15 protein-coding genes are annotated in these 20,129 nt (G+C 52.7%); 13 read left to right on the plus strand and 2 right to left on the minus strand.

Annotated features, from left to right (window positions below; translation table 11 throughout):
• The 9 genes from JCR24_RS06090 (at window position 1) to JCR24_RS06130 (ending at window position 9,028) form a co-directional block, all read left to right on the plus strand.
• Entirely contained in the window at window positions 1-879 is an 879-nt protein-coding gene (locus JCR24_RS06090; protein WP_238980291.1) for a carbohydrate ABC transporter permease, read from the plus strand.
• Complete coding sequence (locus JCR24_RS06095) at window positions 866-1,696, plus strand: carbohydrate ABC transporter permease (protein WP_238980292.1); 831 nt, start codon at window positions 866-868, stop codon at window positions 1,694-1,696. The genes JCR24_RS06090 and JCR24_RS06095 overlap by 14 nt, the downstream gene beginning before the upstream one ends.
• A gap of 41 nt (window positions 1,697-1,737) precedes the next feature.
• Entirely contained in the window at window positions 1,738-2,685 is a 948-nt protein-coding gene (locus JCR24_RS06100) for an MTP-1 family protein (RefSeq protein WP_238980293.1), read from the plus strand.
• A 2-nt stretch (window positions 2,686-2,687) separates the two neighbouring features.
• Complete coding sequence (locus JCR24_RS06105; protein WP_238980359.1) at window positions 2,688-3,746, plus strand: BtaManbiosPhlase; 1,059 nt, start codon at window positions 2,688-2,690, stop codon at window positions 3,744-3,746.
• Window positions 3,747-4,027: 281 nt separating this feature from the next.
• Window positions 4,028-4,915, plus strand: coding sequence for a UTP--glucose-1-phosphate uridylyltransferase GalU (gene galU, locus JCR24_RS06110; RefSeq protein WP_238980294.1), 888 nt, complete (start codon window positions 4,028-4,030; stop codon window positions 4,913-4,915).
• A gap of 84 nt (window positions 4,916-4,999) precedes the next feature.
• Window positions 5,000-6,313, plus strand: a complete 1,314-nt coding sequence (locus tag JCR24_RS06115) for an AAA family ATPase (protein ID WP_238980295.1) — start codon at window positions 5,000-5,002, stop codon at window positions 6,311-6,313.
• 22 nt (window positions 6,314-6,335) lie between these two features.
• Window positions 6,336-6,824 carry a macro domain-containing protein gene (locus JCR24_RS06120; protein ID WP_020755180.1) on the plus strand — a complete coding sequence of 163 codons (489 nt, stop codon included), beginning with the start codon at window positions 6,336-6,338 and terminating at the stop codon, window positions 6,822-6,824.
• A 274-nt stretch (window positions 6,825-7,098) separates the two neighbouring features.
• Window positions 7,099-8,070 carry an MTP-1 family protein gene (locus JCR24_RS06125; protein WP_238980296.1) on the plus strand — a complete coding sequence of 324 codons (972 nt, stop codon included), beginning with the start codon at window positions 7,099-7,101 and terminating at the stop codon, window positions 8,068-8,070.
• A 394-nt stretch (window positions 8,071-8,464) separates the two neighbouring features.
• Window positions 8,465-9,028: a Uma2 family endonuclease gene (locus JCR24_RS06130; protein ID WP_025948761.1), complete on the plus strand. Its 564-nt coding sequence runs from the start codon at window positions 8,465-8,467 to the stop codon at window positions 9,026-9,028.
• Window positions 9,029-9,778: 750 nt separating this feature from the next.
• Here the strand turns inward: JCR24_RS06130 and JCR24_RS06135 are convergent.
• Window positions 9,779-12,538: a DEAD/DEAH box helicase gene (locus tag JCR24_RS06135; RefSeq protein ID WP_238980297.1), complete on the minus strand. Its 2,760-nt coding sequence runs from the start codon at window positions 12,536-12,538 to the stop codon at window positions 9,779-9,781.
• Window positions 12,535-14,181 carry an SWIM zinc finger family protein gene (locus tag JCR24_RS06140; protein WP_238980360.1) on the minus strand — a complete coding sequence of 549 codons (1,647 nt, stop codon included), beginning with the start codon at window positions 14,179-14,181 and terminating at the stop codon, window positions 12,535-12,537. The genes JCR24_RS06135 and JCR24_RS06140 overlap by 4 nt, the downstream gene beginning before the upstream one ends.
• A gap of 216 nt (window positions 14,182-14,397) precedes the next feature.
• Between JCR24_RS06140 and JCR24_RS06145 the strand changes: the two genes are divergently transcribed.
• The 4 genes from JCR24_RS06145 (at window position 14,398) to JCR24_RS06160 (ending at window position 20,068) form a co-directional block, all read left to right on the plus strand.
• Window positions 14,398-15,714: an SEC-C domain-containing protein gene (locus JCR24_RS06145; protein ID WP_370643313.1), complete on the plus strand. Its 1,317-nt coding sequence runs from the start codon at window positions 14,398-14,400 to the stop codon at window positions 15,712-15,714.
• Between the two features lie 297 nt (window positions 15,715-16,011).
• On the plus strand, window positions 16,012-18,207 hold the full coding sequence (locus tag JCR24_RS06150) for a YecA family protein (RefSeq protein ID WP_238980299.1): 2,196 nt from the start codon (window positions 16,012-16,014) through the stop codon (window positions 18,205-18,207).
• A 214-nt stretch (window positions 18,208-18,421) separates the two neighbouring features.
• Window positions 18,422-18,637: a hypothetical protein gene (locus JCR24_RS06155; protein ID WP_050367909.1), complete on the plus strand. Its 216-nt coding sequence runs from the start codon at window positions 18,422-18,424 to the stop codon at window positions 18,635-18,637.
• A gap of 96 nt (window positions 18,638-18,733) precedes the next feature.
• On the plus strand, window positions 18,734-20,068 hold the full coding sequence (locus tag JCR24_RS06160; protein ID WP_042382200.1) for a YecA family protein: 1,335 nt from the start codon (window positions 18,734-18,736) through the stop codon (window positions 20,066-20,068).
• Window positions 20,069-20,129 lie beyond the last annotated feature (61 nt).

Raw genomic sequence — 20,129 nt, forward strand, 5'->3', positions numbered from 1 at the left:
ATGAATAAACATGCGGCAAAAGTGGGTTGGCTGCTCGCCAGCCCATACCTTATCTATTCCGCTATTTTCTTTTTGATCCCCCTGTTTTGGGCGTTATATCTCGCTTTTACGAACTGGAATTTAATTTCTCCCGAATATGAGACGGTGGGAATGCAAAACTTCCTTGACGCCTTCTCGAGTCCGAGCGTGCGGGCGGCGTTTTGGGTGACGTACAAGTTTATGTTGATGTTTGTGCCGATCGTCATCGCCGGCTCGCTGTTTTTGGCGCTGATTCTTCACCATCTGCCTCGGTGGAAAGGATTGTTTGCCGTCGGATATTTTCTGCCGTATTTGGCGTCGGGGGTGGCGTCGTCGATTGTCGTCAAAGGCGTCATTTCCTACAACAGCCCGTTGAATCAATTTTTGCGGGACGCGTTGGGCTGGGATATTGACTGGCTCGGCTCGCCCATCTTAGCCCCGCTCGTCATTGCGCTCATGATGGCGTGGAAGTTTGTCGGCTATTATGCGCTGCTGTTTTTGTCCGGCTTGGAAAGCATCCCGAAAGAAGTGTATGAAGCGGCGGAAATGGACGGAGCGATCGGCTGGAAGCGGGTTTGGCACGTGACGATTCCGATGCTGTACCCTTCGTTTTATACCGTGACGATTTTGGCGGTCGGTTTGATGTTTGGCATTTTCACCGAACCGTATGTGTTGACGGGCGGTGGGCCAGAGTATGCGACCCATACGTGGCAGCTGGAGATTTACAACCAAGCGTTTGAAAAATTGAACGCGGGTTACGGAACGGCGGTCGCGATCATCAATTCGATCGTCACCTTTGCGTCGATTTTCGTCTTTCGCAAGGTGTTGGAAAAATGGGGTGGCAAACATGGCTGGGAGTAAAACGTGGAAGGTCGGATTGCTTTATGTTTTGGCGGTTGCGGTTTTGTTCGTCATGGTTTTCCCGTATTTGTATATGGTGTTAGGCTCGCTTGCTCCATGGGATGAAGTCGATCGAAAGTTGATTCCGTCGTCATTGACGCTTCGCTCGTATGAATGGCTGTTTCAAGGCGGCGAAGATGTCGTGCCGCGTCCGTGGCTTCGGGCATTTTTCAACAGTTTGCTCGTCACGTCGGCGTCAACGCTGCTCATGCTTGTGACGGCCGTGATGGTTGGATATGCGTTGTCGAAAGTGAAATTTAAAGGGAGACAATGGGTCAACAACGCGATTTTGTTTCAAATGTTTTATCCGTCGATCATTTTGTTGATTCCACTGTTTCTGATCGTCCGGTATTTCGGCTGGTACAACACGTATTGGGCGATGATCTTGCCGAAGGCCGTCAACTTGTGGGCCATCTTTATGTACACGAACTTTTTCCGCAGCATTCCCGATGAATTGATCGAAGCGGCAAAGATGGATGGAGCGGGCCATTTCACCATCATTCGCCGCATTGTCTGGCCGATGTCGCGCTCGATTACGACGATCATTTTCTTGTTCCTTTTTATGGAACGATGGGTGGAACTGCTTTGGGATATGCTTGTTGTGAATAACGAAAAGATGTTGACGTTAAACGTGTTGTTGGCGCAAATGTTTGGACCATACGGCGGATATCCGGGGCCGATGTACGCCGCCTCAGTGCTTCTCACGCTGCCGATTTTGATTTTGTTCCTTTTGTTTAGCAAGAATTTTAAAGAAGGCATGCAGTTCATATTAAAATAATAAAAACATCATGATAGGAAGAGGGAGCAGGGAGAGACGTGATGCAGACAAGGACGCCGACGATGAAAACATGCCAGACACTGCTTGAGGAATTTCAGCGTGCTCCTCAGCCGCTTCGGGTGGAGAAGCTCGTGTTTGCCGGCGTTGGGGGGCGGGATGTGTACAACATTTCCGCGCCGTTTGAAGACGATGGCGAGTGGGTCATTGCCGGACGGGTGGAGGCAAGAGACAGCGAGCAATCAGAAGTATACTTTTTCGTCGAGCGTGAAGGGACATGGGTGCCGCGGGAAGGGGCGCCGGTGTTTGCCTTGCAGGATCCGTTTGTTTCGCGGGTGCACGGGCATCTCGTGTTTGGCGGCGTGGAGACGTTTCCGCATCCCGTGCTTCACGGGAAGTTGTATTGGCGGACGGTGTTTTACCGCGGAAAAACGATCAAGGAATTGGCGCATTTTTTCACCGGTCCCGACGGGATGAAAGACATTCGTCTTGTCGAGCTGCGGGATGGGTCGGTTGGGGTCTTCACCCGTCCGCAAGGGGAAAAAGGCGGACGCGGAAAAATCGGCTTCACCCGCATCGGTGCGCTCGATGAGTTGACGGTGGAGGCGATTGAGAATGCCCCATTGATTGACGGCCAATTTGCCGATGAAGAATGGGGAGGCGCCAACGAAGTGCATTTGCTTGGCAATGGGCTCGTCGGCGTCTTGGGCCATATCGCTTGTTTCGATCAGGAGCGGAACCGTCATTATTATCCGATGGTGTTTGCGTTCAATCCAGATACGGGGGAAGCGTCGGACATGGAGTTGATCGCCACAAGAGCCCATTTCCTCGATGGCCCGGCGAAGCGTCCGGATTTGGCGGATGTCGTGTTTAGCGGCGGACTGATTCGCAACGGGGACGGCACGGCCGATTTTTACGCTGGAACAAGTGACGCAGAAGCGCAAAAACTAACAATCGTTGATCCATTTACGAAATACGAAAGGCAGGGGTGACGATGCACCTTTACCGCTACGAAGAAAACCCGCTGATTACACCGAACGATGTGCCGCCGCACCACGACGGGTTTGAAGTGATCGGGGCGTTTAACGCTGGGGTGGCGAAATTTCAAGGGGAAGTGTTGCTGCTTCTTCGGGTGGCGGAGCGGCCGATGTCGGATGACCCGAACATCGTGAAAGCACCGGTATGGAACCCAGAGACGGGGAAGGTCGATGTTTACGAATTTCGCAAAGACGATCCGCGCTATGATTTTTCCGATCCTCGGGTGATCAAAGAGGCGGGGGCGGAGCGGTTCGCGTATTTGACATCGCTTTCGTATTTGCGCCTTGCCCGCAGTCGGGATGGGCGGCGGTTTACGATTGACGACCGCCCGTTCGTTTATCCATCGAATGAGCTCGAGACGTTCGGCATTGAAGATCCGCGCATTACATGCATTGACGGCACGTATTACATTTATTTCAGCGCCGTGTCGCCGAAAGGGGTCGGCGAGGCGATGGTGTCGACGAAGGATTTCCAGACGGTGACGCACCACGGCATGATTTTCGCGCCGGAAAATAAAGATGTGCTTATTTTTCCAGAGAAGATCAATGGGAAGTACTACGCCCTTCACCGCCCCGTGCCGCGAAGCAACGGCCGCCCTGAGGTGTGGATCGCGGAGTCGGAGAATCTGCTTCATTGGGGAAATCACCGCTTTTTGTTCGGTCTGCGCGAAGGGAAGTGGGACAGCGCCCGCATCGGCGGCGGGGCGGTGCCGATCAAAACGGAGCACGGCTGGCTTGAGTTGTACCACGGCGCATCGGATGACCACCGCTATTGCATGGGGGCGGTGCTGCTTGATTTGAATGATCCGTCAAAAGTCCTCGCCCGCTCAGAGCAGCCGCTAGTCGAGCCGGAAGCGGATTATGAGGTGAACGGCTTTTTCGGCCGCGTCGTGTTCTCATGCGGGGCGCTTGTTGACGGCGATGTTGTGAAAATGTATTACGGCGCCGCCGATACGTCGATGGCGTGCGTCGAGCTGAAGCTGGACGAGATTTTGGATTCGCTTGTGAAAGTATGAAAGCGAAGTTGCCCGCACGTTGCGGTGTAAGAACGGAAACGCCTGGATGGCCGGGCGTTTCTTTTTTGGTTTGCCGCGAACATACCGTGAGCGCAGGTGGGAGAGCGTTCAACGCTCATTGCGTCGTTTCGTTTCTTTTCCGTTCAACAGGATTTGGTATAATAAAAACAACGCCGATTCATCGGTCAGGTCGGCAGAGCGGTTTGCGGCTGGGCAATGAAAGACACTGGCCATGACTCGAAACAACAGATGATCATCGGATAGAGGAGGAACCATCGGAGATGAAAAAAGTACGCAAAGCGATCATTCCGGCGGCCGGGCTTGGGACGCGGTTTCTGCCGGCGACGAAGGCAATGCCGAAGGAGATGCTTCCGATCGTTGATAAGCCGACGATTCAATATATTGTCGAAGAAGCCATCGCCTCAGGCATTGAGGACATTATTATCGTCACCGGGAAAGGGAAGCGGGCGATTGAGGATCATTTTGACTACGCGTTTGAGCTGGAACAGATGCTCAAGCAAAAAGGGAAGCTGGATCTGCTTGAGAAAGTGAAAGAGCCGTCGAAGGTGGACATCCACTACATTCGCCAAAAAGAGCCGAAAGGGCTCGGGCATGCGGTTTGGTGCGCGCGCAATTTCATTGGAGACGAGCCGTTTGCGGTGTTGTTGGGCGATGATATCGTCCAGGCGGAAAAACCTTGTTTAAAACAGCTCATTGAGCAGTATGAACAAACGTTCAGCTCGGTGATTGGTGTCAAGCGCGTGCCGGAGGAAGAAACGCATCGCTACGGGATCATCGACCCGCTCGAGCAACAGGGGCGGCGCTACCAAGTGCGGCGTTTTGTCGAAAAGCCAGCTCCAGGAACGGCGCCGTCGAACCTCGCGATCGTCGGGCGGTACGTGTTGACGCCGGAAATTTTCTTGTTTTTGGAGAAGCAGGAGGTCGGCGCAGGCGGGGAGATTCAGCTCACCGATGCGATCGGGCGGCTGAATGAAATTCAGCGTGTCTTTGCCTACGAGTTTGAAGGAAAACGGTACGATGTCGGGGAGAAGCTCGGCTTTATCGAAACGACGATTGAGTTTGCCTTGCAAAACGAGGAGCTGCGCGCCGATTTGCTTTCGTTTTTGGAGCGGGTGGTGGCCGAGGCGAAGGGATCGAAGAGCAGCTAATTCAACCATCAGTCGGTCGCATTTCCATGTTTTGCATGACAGCTTGTCGTTTTTTAGGGATGGAGACAAAAAGGAGGGTAGGATGTGGCGCGCATACGGATTGAACAGTTTGGCCCTGTGGAGCTGTTTGATGAGGAGATCGCGGATGTGACCGTTTTGATTGGCCCCCAAGCGAGCGGAAAAAGTACGATCAGCAAATTGATTTTTTTCTTTCAATCCATTCCTGACGAATGGGTCAACTATTTGCTTTCAGTGCGTCAAACGGAAGAACACAACCCATTTTTCGAGTTCAATAAACGTTTGCGAAGAAAATTTGTCGGATACTTTGGCACAACCAAACATATGAAACCGTTTCATATTCGTTATGAGTATGATGTTCAAAAGTTTGTTCGCCTAGATTTAAAGGACGGTTATGTGCAAATCCATTTCAGCGATCCGCTCAAACGGGAGATCCAGGAAAATTTTTTGCATGTTGTGAAGTTGAAAAAGGAGATGCAATACGAACAACAACAGTTAGATGATTTTTGGAATGTCTCCTCCTGGAAAGTGCGGCAGCAAAATATATTGGAAACGGTCAAAGCCTCCATCGCTGAAGTATTCGGTGATTCCAAAACACCTATTTTTATCCCTGCGGGCAGAAGTCTAGTGGCGACCTTGTCGGATCAGCTTCAGGACATTAACCCGCAACAGCTCGATGTGTTGACAGAGCAGTTTATCGAGCGAATCAATTTGCTGAAGAAGATGTTTTCCCATTCATTTGAGGAAATCATCGAAGATCGCAAAAAATTCTCGACAGAAAAAATTGACTTTGAAGCCATCCGACTGGCCATCAAGATGATCGAAGGCGTGATGAAAGGAAAATACATGTTCTCTGATTATGGAGAGCGGATTTTTTTTAATGAAAGAGAGTATACAAAACTGAAGTTTTCCTCTTCTGGACAGCAGGAAGTGGTTTGGATTTTATTGCTCATTTTCACCGTCATTTTGGAACGGCAACGAGTGTTTATGGTGATTGAAGAACCCGAGGCACACTTATATCCGAACGCACAAAAAGAAATGGTTGCCTTATTTGCGTTGTTGCTGAATGTGACGAATAGTACGCTCGTGATTACGACTCATAGCCCGTACATTTTGTCTGCTTTTAATATTTATTTGTACGCTGCCAAAATCGGAAGGAAATTGGATGGGCGTGCCAATCCGATTATAGACCGAAAGTTGCGGCTTTCTCCGCAAAGGGTAAAGGCCTATATTCTGAAGAATGAAGGAGGGAGATTCTGCTATCGAAGCATTATCGATCATGAATTGCAGTTAATACAAGCGGAAGCCATCGATGAAGCATCGTCTGCCATCAACCGTGTTCTGGATGAGCTTATGGAGGCGGAGGAAGAGGGGGAATAAACATCGCTAAGGAGGGGTTCGGATGATTCGCGCCATGGTCGGCGATCTGACCAAAGTGGAAGGAGTCGAGTACATTTGCAATGCCGCCAACGGCATCGGGCCGATGGGCGGCGGCGTGGCAGCGGCGATCCGTCGGGCGGGGGGACGTGTGATCGAAGAGGAAGCGATCCGCGTCTGTCAAGCGCAAGACCCTAAGCCCGGCGATTTGTACGTGACAGGAGCAGGCTCGCTGCCGTTTCGCGGGGTCCTTCACTTAGTGACGATGAAGCAGCCTGCAGGGGCGACGTCGTATGACATCGTTCGGGCGTGTCTCGAGCGGCTCGTCGCGCACTGTCGGGAGAACGGAATCAAGAAGGTGGCGTTGCCAGCGCTAGGGACAGGCGTCGGAAGGCTTGACAAAGAAAACGTGGCGCAGTTGTTTGTCGAGGTGTTGGGTCCGGTCGAGGATGTGGAGTTTGTGGTGGTGGATATTGATCAAGCATTCATCCGTTTTGTCCAACAGCGCCAATAAAGGGAGAAAAAGGGCCTTGACTTCGTCTTGGCCCTGCTTTTTTGGCAATGAATAACGTGTTTCCTTCTTTCTCATATCATATTATAATAAGAACACACGAATGAATGAGTTTCATTGACTTCCTGATCCGGCGACGGGGGGTGGCATCATCGTTGGTGTCCGAATGACGAAGCCGGTGTGAAAGGGAGTGGGGTTTCCTGTTCGAACCGCGATCAGGAAAAACAGCCAAAAATGCCAATGCGGGCGTTTTTGGCGCCATCCGGAGGGATGAATCATGTTATTCTCATTGCCAACATTAAAGACATGTCAAGTGTTAGTGGATGAATTTCGTTCGGCCCCACAGCCGTTTGAGCCGGAAAAGCTCCGCTTTGCGGGTGTCGGGGACCGGGACGTTTATAATATTTCCGCACCGTTTGTGGATGAAGGAGAATGGGTGATCGCTGGGCGCGTCGAGGCGCGCGACAGCGAGCAGTCGGAAGTGTACTTTTTCGTCGAGCGCGACGGCGTTTGGGTTCCTCGTGAAGGGGCGCCGGTGTTCGCCCTGCAGGACCCATTTGTGGCGCGCATTCACGGCCAGTTGGTGTTCGGCGGCGTGGAGACGTTTCCGCATCCGGTGTTTGTTGGCGAGCATAGCTGGCGGACGGTCTTTTACCGCGGACCGAACATTCGCCGCTTAGAAAAGTTCGCCGAAGGGCCGGATGGGATGAAAGACATTCGCCTTGTCGAGCTGAAAGATGGGTCGATCGGCGTGTTCACCCGGCCGCAAGGGGAAAAAGGCGGCCGCGGGAAAATCGGGTTCACCCGCATTTTCTCGCTCGATGAGTTGACGCCGGACGTGATTGACGCCGCGCCGATTTTGGACGCCCAATTTACGGATGAAGAATGGGGCGGCGTGAACGAGGCGCATTTGCTGGCGAACGGGCTTGTTGGGGCGCTCGGCCATATCGCTTGCTTTGACGAGCACGGCAACCGCCATTACTACCCGATGGTGTTCGTGTTGAACCCGGAGACGATGGAGCGCTCAGAGCTGGAATTGCTTGCGCTTCGCTCCCACTTTTTGGACGGACCGGCGAAACGGCCGGATTTGGCGAATGTCGTCTTCAGCGGCGGACTCATCCGCAAAGGCGACGGCACGGCTGAGCTGTACGCCGGCGTCGGCGATGCCGAGGCGCAAAAAATTTCCCTGATCGACCCGTTTGCGAAATACGAAGCGCAAGAGCTTGATCGGATGTATGCTTCCGTTTAGGGAAAGGATCGGTGCGACAAACCTTCTCTATGAATGGGGAAGGTTGGCGGCCGGTCCTTTTTCACATTTGGCCGGCCATGTTTCTTGCCTTGTGCGAAGGGCTTCGGTTTGACATAAACGTGACTTGTTTGCGCGATAGACCATAATAGCCAGCGGCAGTCGGAGCCGCGTTGTTCTCCTAGGAGTCGGTCGGACGAAACCATTTTGGCGGATATGGATCCAAAACAGTAACATAAACGAATGTTCATAATGTATAAAACGGAAAATTTTGCATCCATATTCGCTGACTTCAATCCATTGGACGGATTCTTAGGGAAGACCCTTTTCGCCTCCCATTGCCCCTTTCGAAGCCATCCAGTATACTGAGAAAAAAGGGAATGGGGAGGGGCCTTCGTTGTCTTTTCCGCTTGCTTCTGGCGTGTCGTATGAGCGCTATTGGGTCCTGCGTGAACAAAGCGATGATCGTTTAGAGTATATTGATCGGGCCGTGTATATGACCCCGTCGCCAAGCGTGCGGCATCAGCTCATCTCGAGCCGGCTTCATTTTCAGTTCAGTTTGTTTTTTCGAGGAAAGCCGTGCGATGTGCTGGCGGCGCCGCTTGATGTGGAGCTTGTTGATGAGCAAACAGGGGAACGACATGTGGTCGTTCCCGACTTGACGGTCATTTGCGGCGAAGAACGATTGGATGGAACGAAGTATATCGGAGTGCCGCCGCTGATCGTCGAGATTTTAAGTCCGTCGAACCAGGCGCATGATCTTGTCACCAAGTTCAATTTGTACATGGCATGCGGTGTCCATGAATATTGGATCGTCAATCCGATGAAGCAGGCTGTGACGGTGTATGTGCTCAATGAGGAACGGCTGTATGAGCAGGCGGATGTTCAAGTGAAAACGGGAACGGTTCGCTCCGTGTATTTTCCGGGGCTTGCAATCGACATGCCCGAATTGTTTCGTTGACAAGATGCTGAGAGGATGGCTTGAAAGCGAACAGCGTGGGAACAATCCCACGCTGTTTTTGATGATTCATGTTCATGCCCGGATGAAGGGCAAAACGTTGCCCATGAGATGTTTCGATGAACACACGTGCGTCTGGACTGGCCCTTTTCATGGCTGGACCAAGAACAACACTTGTTGGTCAACTACCCCCACTTCGCTAACGCTTGAAGTGGGGGCTTGCAACTCCCCAGAAGTGCAAACGGACTTCGTCCTCCTTCCTTGACTTGGGGTTGCATCAGGGGGCAGGTTGACGACTACCCAACGACGCAGGTCATGCCTGCATCGTTACCGATTCTCTCGGTGTGTCTGTTGGCAGTACTTGGCTTCCACACACAACAGACGGACCTACGCTCGATGTTTTACGGTTACAACGTTTCCTGTAACCAACTCCATACATCGAGTAGCAGTTATTGGAGTGCCTTTATTGAACGGTTTTCTCCACGCCTTTATTCTATCATACACAAAAGAAAGGGGGAACGCGCATTCCTCTCCCACTTACTCCCTTTGGTCGTTGAAGTGGGAGTCTCCTGCGCGAAATAGGATGAAGTTTTTTCTGTGTCCAACAGGATGTTCATCGCCTGCGTGCTGTCCTTTACGGTTGTTTTTGACGCTTTTCCCGCTCCTTCATTTTCTCTTCCATCCGCTTCAGCAGCTTTTCCCACGGGTTTTCCGTCGTTTTTTTCTTGCGCTTTCGTTTTTCTTCCGCCATGCTCAAGCGCCTCCTTTCGCGGCGGCCGATAAGGCGAGCAAGTCGCGCAGTTCGTCATCGGACAGTTCGGTGATCCACGCCTCGCCTTCGGTGATGATGTCGGCGAGCGCTTGTTTTTGTTCGAGCATCTCGTCGATTTTTTCTTCGATTGTCCCGATGGTGATCAATTTATGGACGTGGACGAATTTCGTCTGTCCGATGCGGTAGGCGCGGTCGGTCGCTTGGTTTTCCACAGCCGGGTTCCACCATCGGTCGAAATGGATGACGTGGTTGGCCGCTGTTAAGTTGAGCCCGGTGCCGCCCGCTTTGAGCGATAAAAGGAAAATCGGCGCTTTTCGTGCTTGAAACTCCTCGACCATTCGATCGCGCGTTTGTTTTGGGACGCCTCCGTGCAAAAACAACACCCGCTCATCAAACAAGTCGGAAAGCAGTTCTTGGATCATCTCGCCCATTCGCACGTATTGCGTGAAGATGAGGCACGATTCGTCGTTGGCGCGAATTTGCTCGATCAGTTCGATGAGCTTTTCGAGTTTGTGCGACCGTTCGACGAGCTGGCGGGGTCGGCGTTCTTTCAAATACAGCGCCGGATGGTCGCAAATTTGCTTCACACCGTTTAGCATTTGCAAGATCAACCCACGCCGCGCAAACGGACTGGCTTCCTTTGCCCGTTCGAGTGTGTCGTTGACGAGCTGCTCGTACAGCGCTGCTTGCTCGGCCGTGAGCGGGCAATATTCTTTTTGTTCAAGCTTATCCGGCAAGTTGAGCGCAACCGCTTCATCCGTTTTCGTCCGCCGCAAGAGAAATGGGCGGATGAGCGTTTGCAGCGCCGCTTTTTTGCGGGCATCTCCTTCTTTTTCAATCGGCCCGGCAAAGCGCCGCTCAAACTCCGCACGGCTGCCGAGATAGCCAGGGTTGAGGAAGTGGAAGATGCTCCAAAGTTCGCCGAGACGGTTTTCAATCGGCGTGCCGGATAAGGCAATTTTATGTTTTCCGCTCAAGCGGCGGATGGCGCGCGCTTGTTTTGTTTGCGCATTTTTGATGTTTTGCGCTTCATCCAGGCAAATGACGTGCCAGTGCATCTGTTTTAAATCGTCATGGTCTAAATGGGCAAGGTTGTAAGACGTAATGACGAGATCGGCCTCGCCTGCCGTTTGCACGAACGCCTCGTGTTTCGCTCGGTTCGGTCCATGGTGCACGTAGACGCGCAAGTCTGGGGTGAAGCGGGCGCATTCCTTTTGCCAGTTTCCGATCACGCTGGTCGGACAAATGAGCAACGCCGGCGTGTCCGGGCGCTCGGTTTCTTTGACGTGCGCCAAATAAGCGAGCAGCTGCACCGTTTTGCCAAGCCCCATGTCATCGGCCAAGCAGGCGCCAAAGCCGAATCGGCGCAAAAAGACGAGCCAGTCGACGCCGCGCTGCTGGTACGGGCGGAGCGTGCCGCGAAACGACGGCGGCACATTCGCTTTCGGCAATCCATCCAGCTGCTGGAGCTGGCGGATGAACGCGCGGAACTGATCATGGACGTCAATGTGGATCGGGATCGATTCGTCCGTTGCCTCTTCGCGCTCCTCTGCTTCTGAAAGCAGCGTTTGCGCCACGATATCGTGGATCGGCACGCCTTCTTTTTTCGCCTTTTCCATGAGCGCCTGGGCGCGGCGGACAAGGGCGGGGTCAAGGATGAGCCATTGGCCGCGCAGGCGAATGAGGCGCCGCTTTTGTTCCGCCAAAGCGGCAAACTCCTCTTCCGTCAGCTCAATCCCGTTGGTCGCGACGCGCCAATCGAAATCAGCGAGCCGCTCAAGGCCGAACAGTGATTCGGCGTTGACGGAAGGCGACAGCTTCGCTTTGATCGACAGCTGCGCCTGGCGAATGTCGTGCCACCAGTCGGGAAGCAGCAGGCGCACGCCCGCTTCGGTGAGCTTTAAGCTGTCTTCGGACAAAAAACGCCACGCTTCTTCATTAGACAGTTCCGTCCGCAGACCCTCCCCGGCGTCAAGCCACGGCACGATCGCGCAAATGCGGCGAATGGCGCGCTGGATCGATGATTCATATGGGCGCCAGGCGCGCGGAATATCACGGGCAGAGGCGATGACGCTGTCGTCGATGGCGATGAACACCGCTTCCAGCGTCCATGCGTCGCCATCCTCGGACGGCTCGACGAGGCGAAGCCCGACCGTAAACGGCGGCCGGTCGCCGAGCCAGCCGATTTGTTCCAGCCAATCGTCTTCCGTTCCGATCCATTGGCCGCTGGGGGAGGCGATTAATGGATAAGCGCGAACGATGTCGCCCCAAATGCCGCGCAGCTCTGGGTCGCGCGACAGCCAGTCGGCGATTGCCAGCGACCGCCATGTGGCGACGAACGGATCGGGATCGTCATCCGCGCCGCGCCAGCGGGTGCGACCCGCTTCGCTCCATGCGCCGCCTGTGTTTTTCCAAAGGGAAGCGTCTGGAAGGAAGCGGCGTTCCCCCAACCCATTCCAAATGTGTCTCGCCCACTCTTCCAATCGGGCGGTGAATTCATCCGCCCATTCGATGACGGAAAAGCGCGAGTGCGGACGCAACGCGAACAGAGTGAGCGCTTGCCACGGCGACAGCCGCACGATGTCGTCTTCGATATCAATCATGGTCCCGTAAAAGGTTTCTTCGTGCCAAGCCAATAAAGGCGAAACCCATGATGAGGGATGGGTGGAACCAGAGAGCTCGAAACATCGAATCTCTTCATTCCATCTGCAGGAAATCTGAATCGTCTCCAATGCCTTCATGGAAGCAGTTTTCCTTTCTTTAATTCTTCATGAAACGCGCGCAGGCGCGCCGTTTTGGCGAGCAGCTGTTCAAGATACGCTTCCCATTGATCGAATCGCTTCATCGAGCGGTAATGAGCCCGCATCGTTTTCAAATGGCGGACCGCCCTTTGGTAGCTCGCCCGGTTTTTTTCTTCCAGCCGCCTCATCACGGCCCGGTGATATAACGGCATCACGAGTTCTGGATTGCGCGCTTGCAATGTTTTAAGCAGCTGTGGATGCAATTCATCGGCGGTGATGTTCGCCCATAAAAACAGGTCAACGACTTCTCGGTATCGCCCTTGCCGATACAAAAAGTTGGTATAATAGTTGACGCTGTATGGAAGACTGCGCTGCAAAAAATCTTCCCATGCATCCGGTCGGTTTCGTTGGCGGGCATACATTTCAAACAAATGAACCGCTTCGTCCAAAAAACTTCCCCGGGCGAGGTCGGACATGTGGGAAAGATAAAGCGGCCAATCGTCCTTCGCTTTTTCCCAAACGGATTCAAACCGCTTGACGAGGCCGTTGGTGATGAATCGCCCGATCCATTCAATCAAAAACAAGCCTGCCTGATGGGGAAACGCGCGGTACAGAGCCATGGCTTCGTCATCTTCGCCAAGCAAAAAGGAAAGATGGGCCGCCGCCATGGCGGCGCGGGACTTGCCGTATTCATTGGCGAGCCGAAGCAATTCCATTCGTTCTTCCTGCCGCCATGCTGGCTTGGTGAACAACAACTCCCACGCGGTTGTGTAAAAGTCATAGCCGAATGACGATAGCAACCCGTCCAAAAACAATACATCACGAACATACGGAATCGTCTGTTCAATCAACGCGTTGAGCGATCGCGGCGGTGATTTGGCAGAGAATTGCTCCAGGGCGTCAAAGGCACGGTCGGCGACATAGTTGACGTCCTGCTGCCAGGAAAACTGTCCGTAAGAGGCGAATCCGCCTTCATTCCAACCTTGCGCCTCCCCGTACTGCCGAAGCTTCTCCAATAAAAATAGAGCGGCATGAAGCTCCCGCAGCGGACGGGCGCCGGCTTGCTTCCCTTCGTTTTTGCCCAGCTTCGGGAGGAGTTGGAAGGCCAAACGGTACGGCCAGTTTTGGCCGTTTTGATGGCGCGAGAAAAAGTCTTGATACTGTTTCTCAAATTGGTCCCGCCAATCTTCGACGGTTTCATTTTGAGTGATGGAAAGGGCGGTCGGTTTCCCCACCCTTTTTTGAGCGAGCGGCTCCCGTTCATGGGGAGCGGTTGTCTCTTTCCACAACGCGCCGATTTGCCCTTTTTTCCAAAGGCGGAACAGCTCGCCAACGTCGAACACGTTGCCGTATATATAAAAGAACAGCGCCAAAACGTGTGGACACAGCCCTTCCGTCCCGCACGGGCAGCGATGGCGGCGGGTGACGTTGGACAAATCAACCATGACGTCATGAGGAGTTTTGTCAGACACGACCCCTTCCACTTCATGGCTGTTGATGACCATCACGTTATAGACGAACCCGTATCTGGACAAATCCCGTCCTTTTTGAATGAGCGTGTGGAAAATGGGATACGGCAATTCTTTCACCAATTCTTCTGCCGCTTGCCGCAAAAGCGGTTTGGAGATCGTGGTCTGCAACATGTCGGTCCGTCCTTTCCGATCCATTCCTTATCATCCTATTATAGCATGTGACAGCGTGTCGAAAAAAGAGGGGCAATGTGACAAAACGCGTCTGTTCTCGAGCCGGCATGAAAGGACATTGCGAGCTTTTGAACGTGTACGCGTTTTGATAGAAAGAAAGCTGGTGATGGTTGAACGTCTATCGATGATGGTATAATAGGAATAGAAAAAGTCCAAATGGAAAAGAAAGCAGGTGCATCGAATATGGCGGAAACGCCGCGGAACGCGTTATGCCCGTGCGGAAGCGGGAAAAAGTACAAGCATTGTTGCGGAAAAAAAGAGGCGGTTTCGATTTCGTCATTGATTGACCGCGAGTTGATCGAATGCATGAATGATATGCGTCAGTTTGTTTTGCAGCGGTATGAGAGGGAGGCGGAAGAGCTTTTAGACCAGTTCCCGCTTGATGAGATGCCGGAGGAACTCGAGCTTGGCGTGCAGATCATGGCGGTGAACTGGATGTTGTTTTGTTGGCCGGTTGATGAAACAGGACAAACGATCTTTTCTGCTTACCGGAAAAGCCGTCATTGGGAGCGGTGGCGCCCGTCCGTTCAGGCGCACATCGAGAGGTGGGAAGGAGCCGTTCCGTCGCTTGGCGAGTTCATCGGCTATGATGACGACAATCGCCCCGTTGTCCGGGATTTGTTGACGGGAGAGGAAAAGATCGTTCATTTATTGACTTCCGATCAATGGCCGAGCGTGATCGAAACAGGAGATGTGGTGTTCGGCTTCCTTGTGCCGTACCAAGACGTGTTCACGTGTTTCACAGCGGTGTTTCCGCTCCCGGCGTCAGGGAAAGATCGATTGCTTCGGGCGATTCAACAAGAAGGGGAGTGGAGCGGTCAGCCATCGGCTTTATGGATGCGCGATCGGTTCGTCGCTGTGCTTTCCGATGTGCTCTTGGAGTGGCTTTGGCAGTTCGCCAAACAGTTCAAATGGGATGATCCGAAACAAGCGGCCGTCATTCGCGAGCTCGATGAAAACGAGCCGGAGGCGCCAGCGGCGCTGCTCAATCAAGCGTTCGCCATATGGGCGATCTATTGCGGAAAAACATCCCGCCTCCCTTATTCGGTTCCCGTCTACGCGGCGGCGCTCCGCTATGTGGCTGGGCATTTGATGAAGGCGGAAGGATCGGAGGTGGAAGACATCGCCGATCGGTATGACGTGATGCCAGAAGATGTGCGATCGGCGGCGTTGGATTTTTTCCTGATGGCTGTTGATGATGAAGACGACGAGCAATGGCTCGATGACTGGGAGGAAGACTGGTTCGAAGAGGAAGGGGATGAGCTTGATGCGCGCATCAATGAATGGATCGATGACATCGATCTGATGTTGATGCGTGAAGGATGGGACGAGAAGCGAGTCAACCGTCATATTGACCGCGCCATCCGTTCGTGGAGGAATGAGGGCCTGCTTGAGGAAGTGAATGAAAAAGAATTGCGTAAAGAACTCCGCGATGTAGCGTGGGAGATCTTCACCGATCGGGGATTCATCTAGAAGCTGGCAGAAAAACGGGCGCTGCGCGCAAGTCAGCGGCATTTCGTCAGAAAGGAAAGCCGGTTCCACAAGGGCTCTCTCATTCAAACATCATTGGGCTCAACCCAAGCCCTCTATAAGTAGAAACAGGGAATGGAATGCGTTCCATTCGTGAAACTCCAAAAAAAGCGGCGGGGAACGATCGGTTTTGACCGAATCCATAATGGATTGGGAAAAATGGCTTTGTGCGCGATTCCGACAGTTTTTAATATCTTGGTCGCCGTTTTGGAAAGGAATGATTAGAAGGGAGGATTTTGCATGGCAATCGGCCGAAATGACCCGTGCCCGTGCGGAAGCGGGAAAAAGTATAAGAAGTGCTGCATGAACAAACAGCAGGAGCGTGAAATCAAGCGGGTGCGGCAGCGCCGCTTTTTTGACCAAAAATATGAGCTGTCGCAAATGGTGCAGCGGTTTTTGGATGAATCGCTGTCTTATGATGAACGCGAAGCGGTCAACCGTACATTTCGCCGAATGATCGAACAAAAGGATCATCGTGAAGAGTTGAAGGTGTTTGAGACGCTTTGGCGTTTTTTCCTCCATCGTTATCCGAATGGATTGCGCGGCGTTGAATGGTTTCAACAGGAAAAAGGGCGTCGTCTGTCTCCGGAGCTCAAGGAAATGTTGGACCGCTGGGTTCGACTTGTGCCGCGCCTTGTGCAATTTGTCGATTTGCATGATGAAGGAGGAGTGGCGGTCGACCGGTTGACGGGCGAGAAACTTCTCATGCCGTATTGCGAGACATTGGAGGTTGTGCGCCCTTGGGGCGGCATGTTTGCCTTTTTGGAGCCCTTTGACGGCGGCTATTACGTTTGCGGTGTATCATCGATTGTGGATCCGAAGGGCGTGGAACGGGCGGAAGAGAACATTCGCGTCTTGTTGACGCAAACCGATTGGCCGTATGAAAAGGTAGCCGTTGAACATTTTCTCGATATCGTTGATGCAGGCTATCCTCCGAGGGCGGACGATGTGCAAGAGGAGCGCACGCGATGGACGTATGAATACGAATGCCAGGAAGCCGCTGAGGCGATGAGGAAGCTTGCTTCGATCGGACGCGCTCACATTGATCATGACGATGGGGAGAAAGTGGAAGGTTCATGGTGCACCAATGTGTACCATTATGTCGGAGTGATTTCCCCCAAGCCGATTCATGTGTTTGAATTAGGCGGGTCATTATCCGCTCATCGGTCGCGTCTCGTGTTGTCTACCGAGGAGGAAGGGACGGCCGAACAGCTCGTGTCGCTGCTGCAGGCGTTTGGGTATTCCCCAAAAGAACGAAAACGGGGGACAGAAGCCGTTTTGCGCCGAAAAGGGATCGAAAACGTTTCGCTTCATATTGATTCAGACCCAGACTCTCCCCCTTGGGTGGCAACGATGGCCGGATTGGATGTTCAAATGGAAAAAGCCCTTCACACCCCGCTTGAGAAATGGAATGGAAAAACCCCTCACGAAATGGCGCGCGAGGGGCGTGTGCAGGAAGTGGATGAGTGGCTGAAAGAGTATGAATTCCATTTGTTTAACATGCAAGAACGAGCCAATTTGCCGGTGCTCATCGGAGTGAATCCCATTCGCTCCCGTTATGGATTGCCCCCATCTCCGTTTAGCTCATCACATCGTCTTTCGGACTTATGGAAAATGAAATGGATGGGGCCGGAAAGAACCGAGACATTGTTGATCCGCGCGGAATGGGAAGGGATGTATTTTACCGATGACGCATTGGCGTTTTATAACGAAGTCATCGTGAGCGGAGAAAAAGAGGCCAAAGAGGCGTGTTGGGCCGTGGTTTTGCTCGTGTGTGAATATATGACCGGGCGGACGTTTTCATCGTGGGAGGACGTAGGAGAAGAAGACTGGAAACAATGCATCGTCGAGCAAATCCCGTCAAGATGGAGTTCGTTTTCATGGGAAGTGGTGAGCCGAGCGCTCGATATGTTGCTTGAGTGGGCCGATTGGCTGGACCGCCGTTATGGAACGAATCATCGAACTGTTGTTTGTGCCGTGCTGGAAGAGGTCAGAAGCGAATTGGAACATTGCTTTGCTTTGCTGGATGAATGGAGGGGCGAGAACGGAAAGGCGGATGAGGAACTGATGGCTTGGCAGCTTGCTCGTTTGTTTGGTTTGCCTATTCCCCTTTCCGTCGGTTTCTCGTTTTTCCGCGTCAAGCGTGTGGAACAGGGGAAGGCGGTGCTGGATTGGCTTGCCCATAACCGAACGGTGACATGGGACATTCCGAAGCGGGCAGAGCCGCATCTGTTGCCGGGCATGTATATCGTCGCCGCGACCGATCGCAACGGCAAGCTGGACGATCTTGCCCGCGTGTATCCGCCGTCTTTCTCTCCGTACGTAGAGCCGTGGCTTCAGGCGCTGCAAGAGTGGCCAGACAAGGTGGAGAAAGAACGGGCTGCGTTTCAAGAGCGCCTGCTTGCCTCGTTGTCCCGTTTGCTTCGCCGGCCGTAGGCGTCCCGATGAATGACGGGGCGCTTGTTTCTCTCGGCTCGGCCTCTATGATTCTCCATTATGCAGGCAAGACCAATGGTAAGAGTCATTCATATTCTTAGGATTTTGGTCCATCACCATAACGTGTGCTTGAGAAGCAGGGTTTTTCTCGTTTTACCCAGAAACGGATGAGGACGCGAATGATCCAAGAATCCTACACCTTTAGGAGTGCGGAGTGTCAACCGGCATGAAAATCATGGATTGGCTGATTTTCTCCTTGGAGAAGGAAATATGGCATGTTTTGAAAAAGCCAAGGGCACCTTTTGGTGAAGAACCAGGATTTTGGTTAGGCATAAAAAATGGAATGCGAATCGATGTTCTCGACATGAGCGGCGGAAGTCCCAAAGTGCTTGCGATATGTGTTGCTGAAAGCAGTTCCATCACACGTTGATCGTGAATGTCTCCCCAAGGTGTTTAGCTGGCCCGAGCGTTAGCGTAGAGGGGGAGAACGTTCAATGACTATGATACAAAGAAAGTAGGTAGCTATATGGCGAAGGCATCGCGAAACAATCTTTGTCCATGCGGCAGTGGGAAAATGTACAAGCATTGTTGTGGGAAGAAAGAAGCAGTATCGATAGAATCTCTAATTGACCGTGAAGTGGCCAAATGTATGCAAGATGTGTTTTCGTTTGCGTTAGAGCGATATGAGGAAGAGCTTGCTTTCATGATGTCTGGTTCTCCATTTCAAGGGCTTCCTAACGAGCTGGAGACCAGCGCCAATTTATTGCTGACGAACTGGGCGATTTTTCACAGACACGTTGATGACAAAGGGATGACAATTTTTTCAGCCTATATGAGAAGCCGGCGCCGCACGCGGTGGCGTCCAGCAGTGCAAACTCATTTGAAGCGATGGGACGAGGCGGTTCCGTCGTTTGACGAGATCATTCATATCGAGGATGAGCGGCGTTTCCTTGTACGCGATCTGTTGACCAGAAAAGAAAAGTACGTCCGTTTTTTGACGCCGGAGGAGCTTCCGTCTGCTAGGGAGGGGGACGTGCTAGTAGGATGCCTCGTTCCGCATGGGGACGAGTGGGCGTACTTCATGAAGGTGCTGCCGATTCTAAAGAGCGGGAAGGATCGGCTTGCGCGGGCGCTTCAAGCGGAATGGAATCCGGATACGAAAACGTGTGAAGTGTTTTTGCGCGAGTCGTTTCCGGAATTGCTTGAAATAGCGGTCCATGAGCTGTTGTGGCAGCTGCTGAGCGAAAAGGACTGGGGGGATCGAGATCAAGATGATGTTTTTCGCGAATTAAAGAAAAAGGAAGAAACAACCTCCTCCCTAGTGCTCAGCGAGGCTGCGTTCCTTTGGCGCGCATATTGCGAAATGGATGAACCGGTCATCAAGAATCCTGCTGTGTATGCGGCTGCACTCCGTTATTTGGCGAGTGAAATGGCTGGAAGAGAATTTGTCAATATGGAAAAGGTTGCGGAACACTACGGCGTTCCTGTAGAGGAAGTGGAAGCCGCTGTGATGGAATTGTTTTTATTTCGCACAGAGTTGCTCGATGATGGAGATGATGAGGGCGAGAATGATGATGAGTGGCTCTTTGACGATGGGGATGACGGTGATGAGATCTGGTTCGACGACGGTGGGATGGAGGATGGCGATGAGCTGGACCGTGCGATTGAGGAATGGCTTGACCAAGTTGAGGAGTTGTTTGATTGCGAGGGCTGGGACGTTGATCAAGTCCATCGCTTGATCGACAAAGCGATCCGAACATGGAAAAAGGACGGGTTGCTTGAAGGAGTCGATGCAGCTGAGTTGCGCAAGGAGCTCGAGGAGCTCGTCTGGGAGACGTTTGCTGAACGGGGATTTTTGTAAGGCGATGGACAAAGCAGGCAACAAAGGACAGATGGATGCGAAAGAAGGTGCCCTTGAGAGA

The organism is Geobacillus sp. YHL, assembly GCF_022341265.1.
Classification (GTDB): Bacteria; Bacillota; Bacilli; order Bacillales; family Anoxybacillaceae; genus Geobacillus; species Geobacillus thermoleovorans.